Source organism: Patescibacteria group bacterium, assembly GCA_041675205.1.
Taxonomy (GTDB): domain Bacteria; phylum Patescibacteriota; class Patescibacteriia; order GWA2-46-9; family GWA2-46-9; genus JBAYUF01.
In genome coordinates, this window is the sequence record JBAYUF010000010.1 from 20,992 (window position 1) to 35,889 (window position 14,898).

Here is a 14,898-nt window from a genome sequence, read left to right on the forward strand (position 1 = left end):
ATTACGGCGTGCTCGAGTAAATCTCGCCTGGCACGTCCGAATAGGCATCGGGTGGCGTGCCGGGGCCACTGCTTGGCGTAAAACAATTTTGGAAAACATCGGTAATAACCGAGCCTAATCGTGGTTCATACTGCTTCTGCGCTTCAATTTCGGCTCGTGTAAAACCACTGTGATTCACCGTCAGGTCTTCTTGCCCACACAAATCCACCGTGGCAGCATCCGCATCGTCGCAATCCGAGTTCACCGCACACGCCGCTATGGACCCGCTGCATAGTTTAAGTGTTGACTGACGCAACCAAAATCCTCCACCATACATTCCCCACACCGCACCATTGCGTTCGGCGATATACGCTGGATTACGAGTCACCCCATCAACATCTCGAAGTGCGCGAACAGCCGAAAGTGGACGATTAAACGTCGCCGTCATGGGTGCATCTTCAGCCACTCGCTCGGCGCCTGGTTCGGGTACTACTTTCGTAATGAGTGGTGCATTTTTCACAATCGCGTTTGACGTACCAAAATTCCAAGAATACGTATCAGCGCTTGGTCCTTTGGCTTTCCCGTCCCCTGTTGGAAAAACCGGTCGACCTTCGTCATCAACGACGAGTATACCAGCAGCATCGACTTGTGCGTTACCGTCGAGTGAATTGTCGGCCATATCAACCACGCCGTCGTAAAGACCAACACCCGCAATTGGTGAACATGCCCGCGATGGGTTGTTAAGTGGATCGGTCGGTGCACAAGTTGGGACAAACAACGACGCGGCCTTTACCGTCGCACTCAACGGTGCGTTCCCCGGTAAGCAATACATAGTTCGACCACAAGAATTTGTACCGCAGGCACTAAACGTTGAAAATTCTACGGTTCTGTATCCGTTACCAGTCACGTACTGTCCGGTGAGTGGTGAGCCATCGTCGTTGTTAACGGTGATATTTCTAAATTGGCCACCAGCCGCATCATAGATACCAGATGAACTGATTGGGTTCACTGGCTCATCGAAGGTAATGAGCACCAGGGCATTCCGCGGTGCGGCTGTTTCTGTTGGATACGGGTAGACATTCGTTATGCGAGGAGGCGTTGTATCGATAATGGTTGAGACTTCAAAGGTCCAAACATAGTCGCTGAGCATCGCAGTATTGCCGTCTTTTTTCCGCAGCAGGCTCGTAACCGTTCCTCGGTGCTCACTGTTCCGATCAGGAGAACCAAACAACGTACCGTCCTGCAGTTGGAAACCAAATACTTTTTCGTCGGCAGTAAACCCTTTCAACTTGGCGTGCCCTGGGGCGACGCTTTCAAACGCCGTACCAGTGTCCCAGCTGAGGTCGAAGACGGCGGGATTCACATGACCGCACCAAGTAGTGGCGCACGGCTCCCCATCAAGCGACTGGCCATTTGACACGACATCAGTGAGGAATGAGTGCTCGCTATTTGCGTCGCTGTTTGGCGCCACAAAAATTGGCTCGCGAAAGGTAATAAAGACACTCGTATTTCGAGGTACATTTTTTTGGTTGCGACCTGGGTAATGATCTTCAACAATTCCTCCACCAAGCGCGATGCAATTCTGACATGGCGGATTTGGTCCCCCACCAGGAGAACCGCCGCCGCCAGTACCGAGAAAGCGACCGATTAAAAAGGAGACGATGCTGAACGCCATGATAATGATAATAAGACCAATCAGGCCGTTCCGCAGTACTTGCCGAGCAGTATCGACTTGGTCACTGTTCCCGCCAGCGGTCATCCAGAGATACCCAGCGTAGAGAACAACACCCACGCCGATGATGCCAAGGAAGCCAAGGAGTACACGAATGACCCGAGCAATAAGGACGCGTGGGTCTCCCGCACCAAGGCCAAGATTTTCACTGAGACCGGTTAGCCCAGGATCAAGAGTTTGAGCAAAAACAAACGTTGGTAATACCGACACACCAAAAACAAAAGCGAACGACGCCACACGCCGTAGCGCGCGACGTCGTGCCGCACTGTGCTTCTGCTCAACTGGCTCTCTATCCTCCATAGAACGCTTACGCGCTACCCTTTGTGTCAGTTAATGCCTCGCGAACAGCCGTGGCAACATCAGTGCCGTCAGCCTTACCTTTAAGCTCCGCCATGGCCGCCTGCATCACTGCTGGAAATTCACTAATGCCTTCACTACGCAGTCGTGTCACAACTGTTTTTGCAATCTCACGAACTGCTTCAAGACTAAGCTGCTCTGGCAAATACTGCTTCAGGATGGCAAGCTCACTATTAGCCGCTTCTAGTAAATCGGTTCGCGCAGCTTTCGTAAAATCCTGCATAACGTCCTTCAGTCGCTTCACCTCTTGGGTGATAACTGCAGCAATATCTGCGTCGTCTAATTCCTGCTTCGCGCTCGTCCGCGCAGCAATGACGGCATTCTGCAACGCAGCGCGCAACGTTCGAAGTACTGAAACACGACCAGCGTCGTGCGCCTTCATGGCTGTCAGAAAGTCTGCTTCAATACGTTCTCGCAACATACCTATTTATTTTATCGTGTAGACCGACGACTGCGTCGTTCGTCTTCTTCTGTTAACTTGCCAACTTTTTTTAAGTATTCGTACTGTGATTTCCGTTCGGCTCGAACCAGTGCTGTTTTTCGTGTTTCCAATTTGCTCTTATCGTGCGTTAAAAATCGCACTTTGCGAGCTTGCTGCATACGGCCACTGCGCTGAAGCTGTCGAAGAAATCTTCGAAAGAAAGCGTCAAAGCTCTCGCCCTTTTTTCTCTTTAGTTCAACCACAAAGTCACCTCTCTTTCATTAGCTTTCGAAAAAGCACCGTTGCTTTCTAGTTATGAGTATCGGGGCACGTGAAATTGCACGCGCCGAGCGAACGGCGGCGATTATTCTACCACCAAATTTGCCGCACCGTCAATTTTCAGGATGTTCTGATTCAGGCTCCGTCTTGGTGACGAATACGGGCACAGCAATGCTGCGATATTCGTCAACTTTCTTTTGCACAACGGGGATTATTTTCTTGAAATCAAACGTTTCCTGAATGCCGGCATCCATATCTCGGAGTATTACGGTGTGGTCGACGATTTCTTTCTGACCAATAATGATGGCGTACGGTGAACCAAGTCGCGCCGCTAGCTCCATTTGCCCCTTGAGGCTGTCTTTCGAAAAACTGGCGGCAACATGTACCCCACTCTTTCGGAGTTCTTCATACAATCCCAAAGCCTTCTTACGAGCCGGTTCACCCAGTTGCGCGATAAAGACCTCGGGCTTCGGCGTAGCTGGAACTGGAACGTTACGCTCTTTCAATTTTAAGATGGTGACTTCCATGCCAATCGCGAGCCCCGCCGCTGGTGTTGGTCGTCCACCAAGTTCACCCAGTAAACTGTCATAGCGGCCACCACCGGCGAGCGCCGTGCCACCTTCTGCGTCCTCGGCAGACCAGACTTCAAAAACGGTTCGTGTGTAGTAATCGAAGCCACGTACCAAATGCGGATTTAGCACATAGGGCACATCAAGGTCATCCAGGTATTCCAGCATGCCCATGAAATGTTCCTTACAAGCAGCACACAAATAATCTACAAACTGTGGCGCATCGCTGCGTAGTGCTCGACAGCCATCGACTTTGCAATCGAGCAGCCGCAAAGGATTTTTTGCCAGACGACGATCGCAATCTTCACACAATGCCTTGCGATGCTTGCGGTAATAGTCGGTCAACGCTTTCCGATACCCATTGCGACAATCTTTATCACCGATGCTGTTAATCTGAACGGTTATTGGGAGACCAAGGTCAGCAAAAAGATTTGAAACCATCACAATGAGTGTGGCATCAATAACCGAGTGCCCATCCCCCATCACTTCACATGCCCACTGATGAAATTCACGTTGGCGACCATACTGTGGCCGTTGGTAACGAAACATAGAGCCGAGTGTATAGAGCTTTACCGGCTGCGGCAGATTGACCATGCCATGCTGCATGTAAGCCCGGGCCATACTGGCGGTTGATTCTGGACGCAACGTCAGAGAATCCCCACCCATATCAGAAAAGGTGAACATCTCTTTCTCAACAATGTCAGTCACCTTACCGACCGCTCGTTCAAACAGCGCCGTTGGCTCGACTGTTGGCAAATCAACATACGCAAAGCCATAGCCTTCCGCTATGTGCACACAGGCGTTCTTGAGAAACCGCCAGTACACTTGATCTTCTGGTAGTATGTCTCGGAAACCACGCACCGACTGAACTCCTTTTGGTAATTTTGGCACCTCAACCATACCCCCTGGTGGTGTGGCCGCATCACGCTTCTGAACGGCAGCTGGCTTCTTTGCCTTATCCTTTTTTTCTTTCATCATAGTTGCAGGTTACGCATAGTTGAGATGGCTATACTATTAGGAAACAACGTCCAACGACTAAACGGCCAAGCACGCAGCCAGACACGCCCAATGATGTACTTTTCTGATACCGGACCAAAAAATCGAGAATCAAGACTGGCGGTGCGATTATCTCCCAAAAGGAAGTAGTGACTTTCAGGTACGGTAATGTCGTACGTTCCGGTTGTGACCTGAAAGGCTGCTAAATACGACTCAGCGAGCGCTTCTGTTTGGCCAGTTTTATTGGTAACCGAAACAGTACCGTCTTCAATATGCACAGTCTCGCCCGGTAATCCAACGACTCGTTTAATGAAGAACTGGCTTGGGTCTCGTGGGTACCGGAATACCACCACCTGACCTCGAGAGGGACTGGAGAATTGATAGGTTATCTCATCAATAAGGAGGTATTCATTGTCTAAGAACGTTGGTTCCATTGAGGCACCTTTCACATAAAAAGGCTGCACCACATAATAACGGATGGGTAAGATGATAGCGAGCGATAGTACGACGACCTTCAGCAGCTCCAGAAAAAAATCTCCCAGGTCTCGGACTGTCGTATCTATGGTGTTCTTCGTTGCGCGATGCCAAAACATATCAAATGAAGAAGGCTATACCGAACACGACAAGTGCCACGCATCCTGCCAGAACGAGGCCAACAATCATAAAGCGACGCAATCGTCTATCAATCACGATGCTTTCTGACGGTGTTTGCGCAATAATTGAGCGGTACAGCAGCATGGTATACGCAATGATGACTGGAGTGAAGAGTAGTTGCAGTACGAAATTTATCGTGCGAGCGACTGCATCGAGTCCTACTTCTGAAGGAATGTTTGCAATAAAAGATAGTACTGCCGCCAAGAGCGCCAGCACGACGATACGGTAGAACATGGCCCACCATCGACCGCGAACATATTCTCTGCTCACTAAAAGAACATCCAAACCTCGACGCTGCTCTACGACAAGGACCAGTAGACCGAGCACAAACCAAATCGACGCAATCACTCCGGGAATGAACAGTAGGAGAACTCCGACAGTTGCGAGCGCTGAAGTCGTAACACCCAGCAAGAAGTATGGGGGGAAAATGAGTAATCCAGTGAGTGCCGAAGTCGCAATAACCACCCACAGGTACGGAAAGACGAGGGCTCTCGAATTTCGGAAAGCTAGCCGGGCAGAAGTGATCGGCTGCTCCGCAACGAAGCTAACGGTAAGCGCGAGCATTGTCCAAAGTTGTGCGACTGCCACGGCAAGGAACGCCAGAACAGTAAAAATTCCACCCACGAGTAAAGAGAGCAGGGCAAGCAGCGGCGAGGGGCTGGCAGTACCGACTGCTGCCACGACAACAACGATAACGAATACCACGCTCGTCGCGGCAACACCCAACACCCCGTACGAGAGAATGGTCATGGCCTGCGCAAACCGCTGTCGATAGAGTGAGAAAGCACCAATTAAAAGCACCCTGGGGCTGGCCAAGGTTGCGGGAGACGACTGTTTGAAAAACGAAGAAAAATTCATACCTATTGAGCTGCTATATAGTAGACAAAGCGAATTATAGCACGTGGGACAACTTTCGTGTGGATTGGTAGACGATGTCCCGTAAAACGGGACGACCTCGTCGCGTGAGGACAGCCTTCTCCTTCTTATGGCTGTGCCATCAGAAGTTCGCCGAAGGCGAGCGGAGGATGGTGGACGATGCTGGGATCGAACCAGCGACCTCTGTCGTGTGAGGACAGCGCTCTAACCAGCTGAGCTAATCGTCCATGAGGAGAGATACTATTATGTTGGCGCGGTCCCGTAAAACGGGACGACCTCTGTCGTGTGAGGACAGCGCTCTAACCAGCTGAGCTACGCGCCCATATAACTACTGAACCGACTCTACGCTTACTTGCTCGGCGAGTTCACGCATTATATACTAGACCAACCTATTTGCAACGGTTTCACAATGAACAAACCAACCCAGGTTGATCTCCTCAACGCATCGCTTCGTCCGCCGTCTGAACCGCTGCGGTCACCATCGCCACCGCCATCCAGCCGGCGGCGAGTATTTTTTATTGTGGCGCTCTTTACTATTTTTGGCGGCGTCTTCTTTTTGGCTGATGTTGTTATCCCCGGCACCCGTTTGGCGAACAACTTTGGTTCGTCCGGCTTCTTCTCACAACTCACCCACCTAACGTTTAGTGGACAGAAAGGCATTGTTGGCGAAGCAAATGGTCGAATTAATGTTCTCTTGCTCGGCATTGGTGGTGCTGGTCACGAAGCCCCACTATTAGCTGATACAATTATTGTCGCCAGTATTGCTCCAGACACGCAGCAACTGGCACTCTTCTCGCTACCCAGAGATCTCGTTGTGCCATATCCCGACGGTTCGTGGCGTAAGGTAAATGAAATCTACGTCACCGCCGAAAGAAAAAATCCTGGCAGCGGCCTCGCCGCTGCGGCCGCCACGCTCGAACCAGTCCTTGGCCTACAAATCCCCTATCAAGTACTGGTGGACTTCAGTGGATTCGCGCAACTGATTGACGCTGTGGGCGGTGTTGACGTACAGGTAGACAAAACCTTCACTGACCCACGCTTCCCTATTATTGGCGAAGACGAAAATCCAAACTACACCGACCGATTTACGAAAGCCACCTTCACTGCCGGTTGGGAACACATGTCTGGAGAACGCGCCCTAATGTACGCGCGCTCGCGACATGGTAACAACGGTGAAGGCTCTGATTTTGCTCGCGCCAAACGACAACAAAAACTTATCCTGGCAGTCAAAGCACGCGTACTACAAGCAAACGTACTTCTCAATCCACTAACCGTTAACCGACTCGCCACACAATTATCGGCGCATCTCAAAACCAACATCGAACCCTGGGAAGGATTACGATTGTATCAAATGGCTAAGGACGTTCCCACCGAGCAAATTACGCGCGTCACAATAGACGACGCACCCGGGGGGCTTCTGATCTCAGATATCAATGGCGATGGCGCATATGTGCTCCGACCACGAGGCGGTAGCTTTGACACTATAAAAGCACTCGCTGCCAACATTTTTGCTACTGAAAAAGTCGTCACCGAGCAAGCACGCATCGGAATACTTAACGGCACGCTCGTCAGCGGACTGGCGAACAGAACCGCCGATCAATTAGCGGCGGCAGGATACAGTATCGTCTCAATCGCGAATGCTCCCGAGAAGCCAGTTGCGACAACCACCATCTACGACTACAGTAACGGTAGACGAACAACTGATATGGAGGCCCTAAAGCGTCTATTCATTGGGGCAAAGGTTGTTTCAGCAGTTCCTGCGTGGTTAGCGCCGGGCGCCGCAGCCATAGCCAATGCACCACAAGCCAACATGCCAACACAAACAAACGCAGACTTCGTAATTACCATCGGCACAGACTGGGCCACACGCCAACCTGCCGGCACTACCAACTAATATGTCTGAAAAAACGAAACCCCTGCACGTCGTCCTCGTTGGTCGAGTGAATGTCGGTAAATCAACGCTCTTCAACCGGCTCGTCGGAACTCGCCTTGCCCTCACCTCCCCACTACCGGGCACAACGCGCGACAGAAGAGAGGCGGACGTATCATGGCGACATGAAACATTTGTACTCGTCGACACGGGTGGCGTGGAAGTTCCTAAGACGCTCGCGACCGACGAGGACGTATCGGGAAGTATCTCAAAACGTATTTCGCAGCAAACAAGCGTGGCTATTGAAGGGGCGGCGTTGGCGCTCTTGGTGGTCAGTGCGGCGGACGGACCTTTACCCCAAGACCGCGCCTGGGCCCGGTCACTAGCCGGAACCATGCCTGTACTGCTCGTCATGAACAAAACAGAAACTGCCGCTCGCGCCGATGTCGCGAGTGAGTTTATGGGACTCGGTATCGGTACTCCGTATCCAGTGTCGGCCGTATCGGGTCGAGGGACGGGTGATTTGCTTGATGCGATTGTGGAAGCACTGGCGCCACTCCGTCGCACACCACGGACTCAAGCGAATATGCGGGCGCTTCCTGGGCTTCGACTTGCTATCCTTGGTCAGCCGAACAGCGGTAAATCCTCGCTGCTCAATGCCATCACTGGTTCTGAAAGAATGATAACGAGTAGCAAACCGCACACCACTCGTGAACCACAAGACGTAACTATCACTCACTTTGGCAAACAGGTCACCCTCGTTGACACCGCTGGAATTCGTCGCCAGTACCAAGACACAACTGCCATTGAGAAGCAGGGCATCATGGCGTCGCTAAAAACAATCCGTCGAGCCGACGTGGTTGTTTTAATGATTGACATCACTCGCGGACCAACGTTCCAAGACCAACGCCTCGCCAGCGAGATTATCGAAGTTGGCCGCCCGCTTATCATTGCGGCAAACAAGTGGGATCTCATTGAAGAAAAAACAGCCAGCTCTCTGGCCGACGAAGAAAAGAATCTGCGCCGACAACTGCCTGGCTTAGATTGGGTCCCTATCATGTTCGTTTCTGCAAAAACAAAGAAGCGGGTGCGAGAGCTTCTCGAGCTTGCTCACACAACCGAAACAGCGAGTAAACGGGAGCTGACAACAGACGAACTCAAAGAATTTGTCGCCGTAGCCACAGCCGTCCATCGCCCATCTCGCGGTGGTGGTGTGCATCACCCAAAAGTACTTGCACTCACCCAGGTTGGCATCCGACCACCACGATTCCGGTTAACGGTCGAGGGTGAGCTGCATCCTTCCTACTTGAAGTATCTCGAACATAAATTACGTGACCAGTTTTCTTTTACGGGAACTCCCATCCACTTTACATTCGGTACGCCACGACCTGGCGCTACGAATAAACCGACCAACCGACCAGCCAAACGAACCGTCAGCCACGGGCCAACCAAACGACCAGCCAACCGATCACGCAGATGATTCCAAACGTCGCACCGCGCCTTATTGTTGGGCTGGGTAATCCCGACGCAAAGTACGCCAACACACGACACAATATTGGACGATTGGTTATTGAAACGTATCTTAAAGAAACGAGTGGTTTCCTGGCACGCTTAACTGGCAGCAGTGCAAAATCAATAAACATTCCGGAGTTCAAAGGCAAGGCCTACCGAACGCATACCACTAAAACTGGCTGCGTCTTTGTGCCTGACCTCGGAACCTTCATGAATGAATCTGGTCCAGCGCTCGAACGAGTCCGCTCATTTTTAAAACTCGAGGCAGCAGAAGTACTACTTATTCACGACGACATCGACCTCCCTCTCGATACTGTCCGCATTAGCTTCGACGCCTCGGCTGGTGGCCACAACGGTGTTCGTTCAGTGATTACCGCACTTGGCACGAGCACATTTTGTCGCTTGCGGATTGGCATTGAAACACGAACGAATAAATCCGAGCCGCCAGCTGACGCCTTCGTTCTCCAGCCATTTCTTGAATCGGAACAACAACGAGCGGTACAAAAAGGGTGCGCCGCCCTTACGGCCATCCTTACGACCGGCGCCACCACTGCTATGAATACCTATAACACCCGCTCGAATGGCTAAGGTCACCCCACGCTATGTCAGCTTTCGTACAAAAGACGGGCTGAACTTGCCAGGATTACTCTACGAACCACGTAACAAGAAAACAGCTGCCATATATCTTCACGGGAACGGCACTGCCTCAGTCTTTTACAATGCGAACGAGAAACACAGTATCGGACAAGCGTTACTGGGCCGTAGTATCGCCACGCTCTACTTTAACAACCGCGGGGCGCACCTCATAAAAAACCTAGACGTGAAGCGCGGTGGTAAAATAACCCGTCAGCCGTACGGCATGGCCTATGAGAAAATAAAAGAATGCCTGTACGACATTGACGCTGCTATCAATTTTTTAAAAAAGCAGGGCTACACTGAATTCATTCTCATCGGCAGCTCAACGGGTGCGAATAAAATTTGCATCTACAACTACTACCGACCGCACAATGAAGTGAAAAAGTACGTGCTTCTCTCCGCTGGTGACGACGTGGGTATTTTTTATGACCAACTCGGCAAAAATCGTTTTGAAAAACTTTTAAAATTAGCAGCGCGACGCAGCAAAACAAAGCAAGCAAACGAGCTGATGCCGGAACTGTACCCGCAGCTTATTTTTTCAAACGCCGCTTTCTTTGACACGGCGAACCCTGACGGCGACTATAATGTATTTCCTTTCTATGAGGCGCTTCGCAACGTACGATTATCAAAGAAGCCCTTGTTCCGGCACTTCAAGAGTATAAAAAAACCAACGCTAGTGGTTTTTGGTGACAGAGACGAATACGCCTGGAACTCAGTACTACGAATCGTTGAAATTCTCAAAACGATTCAGTCGAAATGCACCTACACAGTAATTCGTGGTGCAGACCACGGCTTTGCGAAGCACGAAAAAGAAATGGCCAAAGCAGTGATGAACTGGTTACTTCGGTCTTAATATATACTCTAGATATGGATTACATAACACTACTTCGCCAGTTTCGCATTGGGCAATTTGCTTTGTTTGATATATCGCTTGGATACGTCGGAATGCTTTTGCTTTCGCCCTTGCTCACAAAAATTTTTTCTAAATTCCACTTGCACATTCCTCGGGCAACATGGCTCTGGTGGATGTTTCCGATTTCAGTAGTATTTCATTTTGTTTTTCGTCAGAGCACTCCCCTTATGAAAGCACTTTCTCAGCCTGAAGGAGTGCTCGTCGCAATCATTCTTATAGCGATGATTCTTTTGGGACTACGGAACTGCAGCAGGATAAAGTGAGTGCGATAGTATAAAAAGTGGCCGTCGGCCGTACGATTTTATGACGCCTCAAAACGCTTCTTCAGATTCCTCCCACTAAGCCCTCAAACCTGAGTCTATCGATTCCTGGCAAATCGATAATCACTAAAAACAACAATTAGGAACCTGAGATTCTATTTTAACAAAGAGTTTATATAACCGCGGGTTGATGGACCAAAATATCCAGTTCCAGTTTTTAATCCAACCGGATAAAGAGTTTGCGCTGCATGTGCTTGCTGAAATTTTTTCACAGCCGACACGGTCAACCAACCATAGTAGGTTGTTTCTTTACCAGGTGATCCTGCACCACTGCTAGCTAAACGAAACCCACTGCCATTAAGATATATTTGTAACGACTTAACCTCAAAATTAACAACTCCTAAAGAAAGATTTCTGGTAAACGCAACAGCTACTTCGGGAGGAATTGGCTTGATCTCGCTACCTATATTAGGGGGTTGGTTCGGCTCTGGTACTGGTGGGTTTGGAATAACCTGTGAACTATCGGAAATAAATAATATACTATCAGAATAAACACCTGAAAATTGACCCGTTGAGGTATAAAATTTTACATAAACTTTTCTTTCGCCAACTTGGCAATCGATCAACTGGTATAACGAAAATCTATTAACCCCATAGCAGAGGTTCCAATTAACCTCCTTGCCAAAAGGCTCGAGGGAAGCTCCATCGAAAGACGCTGTGTTCGATATGGCAATATTTGAAACACTTCCACCGGCCAGTAAAGACAGGGTGACACCGGCTGAGTTTGTTGATAAATAATTATTATTAATAACTACTGAAAATGGCCCAACTGGCTGCGCTGGTGGTACAAAACCACCACCGGGAGAAACCGAGTTATTTTGAACGACCGCTGCCACAACTGTAAAGTTATCGGCCAAAGAACTTTGAGCCATTACATTATGACTGTCGTAAATTGATGTATAGTAGTTATTTGTACCAATATCACCAATTTGCGTCGTATAACTGCACGTTGGATCGGAGGCTGTAGCCGTGGCACTGCACCATGTACCGCCCGCTCCGCAGCCAGCCGAGGTCGCATCGTTGGCTTTGCAGACATAGAGCTTCACGGTATCAGACAAGGTATCAGTGTCTGAATCTGAAGCTGTGGTAGTGAAGGTAACATCAGAACCCACGGTTTGAGGATCAGGAGCATCAGTAACTAAAGTAAAAGCCGGAACGTGGTTCACTTTGAAGGGTGAACCAGTGGAGCCAGAACCTTGAGATGAAGCCGAGCAGAGGGCACCAGAAGCTACCTTATCGCAGACAAAAGCATACCAAGCATTGGATTCGCTATCGCCCGTAAGAGCGGTGTAGGTAACCGAGGATTGAGAACCAGAGTTTGTGGCAGTGGACACAGCCCAGGATCCTCCATCGCAGGTAGGTGCCGCATCAGAACCTACCGTCACCGCATCGGTTTTACAGATAGCGAGATAGTACTGGTTGGCATCAGTATCAGTGGCAGTCGCGGTGAACGTAACCGCGGAACCAACGTTTGTTGGCGTCGTTCCATCAGAGCCAGCATCAGACGGAGCAACAGAGATGACGGGCATCTGATTTGCTGAAGAATAACCTACAACAACCGAACTCAATGTTGGTGTACTCAAGCCAGTCGACGTTAAACTAATTTTATATTGAAACCACTGATCGGCTGAAGCGTCTTTCATTCCTGATGGGATAGCGGTAGTTGCGCATGTCACTGTAGCTGTTGCCTTCGAACAATTTGTTGTTGCGTTTGTAAAATCAGCCCATGCCCCCGTAAGACCTCCAGATGTGGCGGCGGTACGGAGAGAGAGCGTAACCGTAGTATTTGCGGGGAGCGACACATCTTCTGTCCAGACAAGCGAATCGATTTGATTGATTGTAGCTTCAGTATTGTACGCCGACGAGGTAAGCGTTGCCGAAGACGCGTATGCTGAGTACGTAATACTCACGGTGTCGAGCGTTGGCGATTCTCCACCAGAAGCGTACATGGTCGCCTGGTACTGCACGTAGCGATGCCCTGCCGTAGCGCACGCGCCAGAAGAAAAAGCGGAACCGCTCACCATGTACGCGCATGCACTCCAATCGGTTGCGTTAGAAAAATCTCCGTCTGCGTCCGTGCGCGCCTTTACATACACGTACCCCGTTCCCGAGGTTGTCCACGACGTCGTATCGGCCAGCACGATAGACCCTGCCGTGTCGATTGCGCCGGAGGTATAGGTGCCTGAATAGACGTAATCTGTCGAACCGGAAAGATCCATGCCGGCAGACAGTATGTTTTTTACCGCGACTGGCGTGTCACTCGTCGCCTCCGTTGCGTCACCTCGCTGCCCTGCAGAACCAGCTCCCCAGCAGAGCATCGCGCCGGCCTCAGTACGCGCACACGTGTGCTGGTACCCCGTAGCTACGTCCGCAATGCTTGCGAGGTAGCCCGAAGCACCTACCCCAACCACCTGCACGGGCGAGGTGCGTTGCGTGTTAGAATTGTCTCCGAGCTGAGAAACTAAGTTATACCCCCAACAGTAGACCGTCCCCGCGTCCATTGAGGCACAGGAAAATGTGTACCCCAAGCGCACAGACGCCGCACCTTCCAAGACTCCTGTTCCGCCTACCCCGAGCACCTGCACGGGCGTCGACGCAGTCGCCACCGTTGAGTCATCTCCTCGTTGTCCATTGCTTCCTAGGCCCCAGCAAAAGACCGTGCCGTCGGTTTTGACAGCGCAGGTATGCGCGCCCTGTCCAAGCGCAAGATTGATTTGTGACACTCCCGTGAGATACCCCACATCCCCCACGCCATGCACCTGTACCGGTGAGGTGCGCTGTGTGGTGCTGCCGTCCCCAAGCTTGCCGTTGGTATTTGCCCCCCAGCAGTACGCAGTGCCGTCAGTTTTGACCGCACAGGTGGCAAGGTACCCTGCGCTCACAGACGAAACTCCAGTCAAGGTCCCACTGCCACCAACGTCTAGCACCTGCACCGGAGTTTTTTGTGGGGTAACAATAGACGCGTTACCCAACTGCCCATTACCGCCAATGCCCCAACAAAAGACCGTGCCGTCGGTTTTAACTGCGCACGTATGTCTGTGCCCTGCGCTAATCGCTGAGACCCCGCTCAGGTATCCACTATCTGCTACGCCATGCACCTGAACAGGAACATTGCGCTGCGTGGCTGTGTTATCGCCGAGTTGGCCGTTGGTGTTATCTCCCCAACAAAAGACAGTGCCGTCGGTTTTGAGCGCACAAACATGCTGATCGCCAACACTAATCGCTGACACGCCACTCAAGTATCCACTATCTGCGACGCCATGCACCTGAACGGGAACATCACGTTGTGTCGCTGCATTATCGCCAAGCGCTCCGTATAACCCTTCGCCCCAGCAATACACAGAACCGTCGGTTTTGAGAGCGCACGACATGTCTCCGCCCCCACTAATCTCAGAAACGCCAAAAATGTCTATGGGTTGCAACGCATCAAAAGTCTCCACGGGGGCGAGGCGGTAATCTGTAGTGCCGTCCCCCAGCTGCCCATAGCTGCTATATCCCCAGCAGTACGCCGTGCCGTCGGTTTTGACTACACAAGTGTGGGCTGACCCTGCGCGCACGTCCGCCACGCTCGTGAGGTACCCCACCGCACCCACACCCACGACCTGCACGGGCGTAGTGCGTTGTGTCTGTGAATTATCGCCAAGATACCCATAGGTGTTTCTTCCCCAGCAGTACACCGTGCCGTCGGTTTTGAGAGCGCACGAATGTTCCTTTCCTGCGGTAACTCGCGCTGCACCCTCGAGCACACCGTCACTATCCACCCCAAGCACCTGCACGGGCGTAG

The 14,898-nt window shown here is 51.1% G+C and carries 12 protein-coding genes and 1 tRNA gene; 5 read left to right on the plus strand and 8 right to left on the minus strand.

The features are described from left to right. Position 1 precedes the first annotated feature (1 nt). The 7 genes from WC052_05420 to WC052_05450 all read right to left on the minus strand — a co-directional run bounded on the left by WC052_05420 (position 2) and on the right by WC052_05450 (position 6,090). Positions 2 to 2,011: an Ig-like domain-containing protein gene (locus WC052_05420; GenBank protein ID MFA7287073.1), complete on the minus strand. Its 2,010-nt coding sequence runs from the start codon at positions 2,009 to 2,011 to the stop codon at positions 2 to 4. Positions 2,012 to 2,018: 7 nt separating this feature from the next. Then, positions 2,019 to 2,489, minus strand: a complete 471-nt coding sequence (locus tag WC052_05425) for a GatB/YqeY domain-containing protein (protein ID MFA7287074.1) — start codon at positions 2,487 to 2,489, stop codon at positions 2,019 to 2,021. Positions 2,490 to 2,500: 11 nt separating this feature from the next. Next, complete coding sequence (locus WC052_05430; protein ID MFA7287075.1) at positions 2,501 to 2,752, minus strand: hypothetical protein; 252 nt, start codon at positions 2,750 to 2,752, stop codon at positions 2,501 to 2,503. 129 nt (positions 2,753 to 2,881) lie between these two features. After that, positions 2,882 to 4,315, minus strand: a complete 1,434-nt coding sequence (gene hisS / locus WC052_05435) for a histidine--tRNA ligase (GenBank protein ID MFA7287076.1) — start codon at positions 4,313 to 4,315, stop codon at positions 2,882 to 2,884. Then, the gene (gene lepB, locus WC052_05440) at positions 4,312 to 4,926 is read right to left on the minus strand and encodes a signal peptidase I (GenBank protein ID MFA7287077.1); all 615 of its coding nucleotides are present in this window, start codon (positions 4,924 to 4,926) and stop codon (positions 4,312 to 4,314) included. Before lepB ends, hisS begins: the two co-directional genes overlap by 4 nt. A gap of 1 nt (position 4,927) precedes the next feature. After that, positions 4,928 to 5,845: a hypothetical protein gene (locus tag WC052_05445; protein MFA7287078.1), complete on the minus strand. Its 918-nt coding sequence runs from the start codon at positions 5,843 to 5,845 to the stop codon at positions 4,928 to 4,930. Positions 5,846 to 6,013: 168 nt separating this feature from the next. Beyond that, positions 6,014 to 6,090 (minus strand) — tRNA-Val (locus WC052_05450). 182 nt (positions 6,091 to 6,272) lie between these two features. Between WC052_05450 and WC052_05455 the strand changes: the two genes are divergently transcribed. From WC052_05455 to WC052_05475, 5 genes are read left to right on the plus strand one after another with little or no spacing between them, the layout of a single operon-like run. After that, complete coding sequence (locus tag WC052_05455) at positions 6,273 to 7,757, plus strand: LCP family protein (GenBank protein ID MFA7287079.1); 1,485 nt, start codon at positions 6,273 to 6,275, stop codon at positions 7,755 to 7,757. A gap of 1 nt (position 7,758) precedes the next feature. Next, positions 7,759 to 9,213, plus strand: coding sequence for a ribosome biogenesis GTPase Der (gene der / locus WC052_05460; GenBank protein MFA7287080.1), 1,455 nt, complete (start codon positions 7,759 to 7,761; stop codon positions 9,211 to 9,213). Beyond that, a complete protein-coding gene (pth, locus tag WC052_05465) occupies positions 9,210 to 9,833 on the plus strand; it encodes an aminoacyl-tRNA hydrolase (protein MFA7287081.1) in 624 nt (207 codons plus the stop codon). The genes der and pth overlap by 4 nt, the downstream gene beginning before the upstream one ends. Then, entirely contained in the window at positions 9,826 to 10,734 is a 909-nt protein-coding gene (locus WC052_05470; GenBank protein ID MFA7287082.1) for a DUF1749 domain-containing protein, read from the plus strand. Before pth ends, WC052_05470 begins: the two co-directional genes overlap by 8 nt. A gap of 14 nt (positions 10,735 to 10,748) precedes the next feature. Beyond that, positions 10,749 to 11,057 (plus strand): hypothetical protein, encoded by a 309-nt coding sequence (locus tag WC052_05475; protein ID MFA7287083.1) that lies wholly within the window; start codon positions 10,749 to 10,751, stop codon positions 11,055 to 11,057. A gap of 152 nt (positions 11,058 to 11,209) precedes the next feature. On the opposite strand, the gene WC052_05480 is transcribed toward WC052_05475, so the two are convergent. Further along, positions 11,210 to 14,898: peptidoglycan-binding protein (locus tag WC052_05480; protein ID MFA7287084.1), on the minus strand; the 3,689-nt coding region annotated here is incomplete at its 5' end.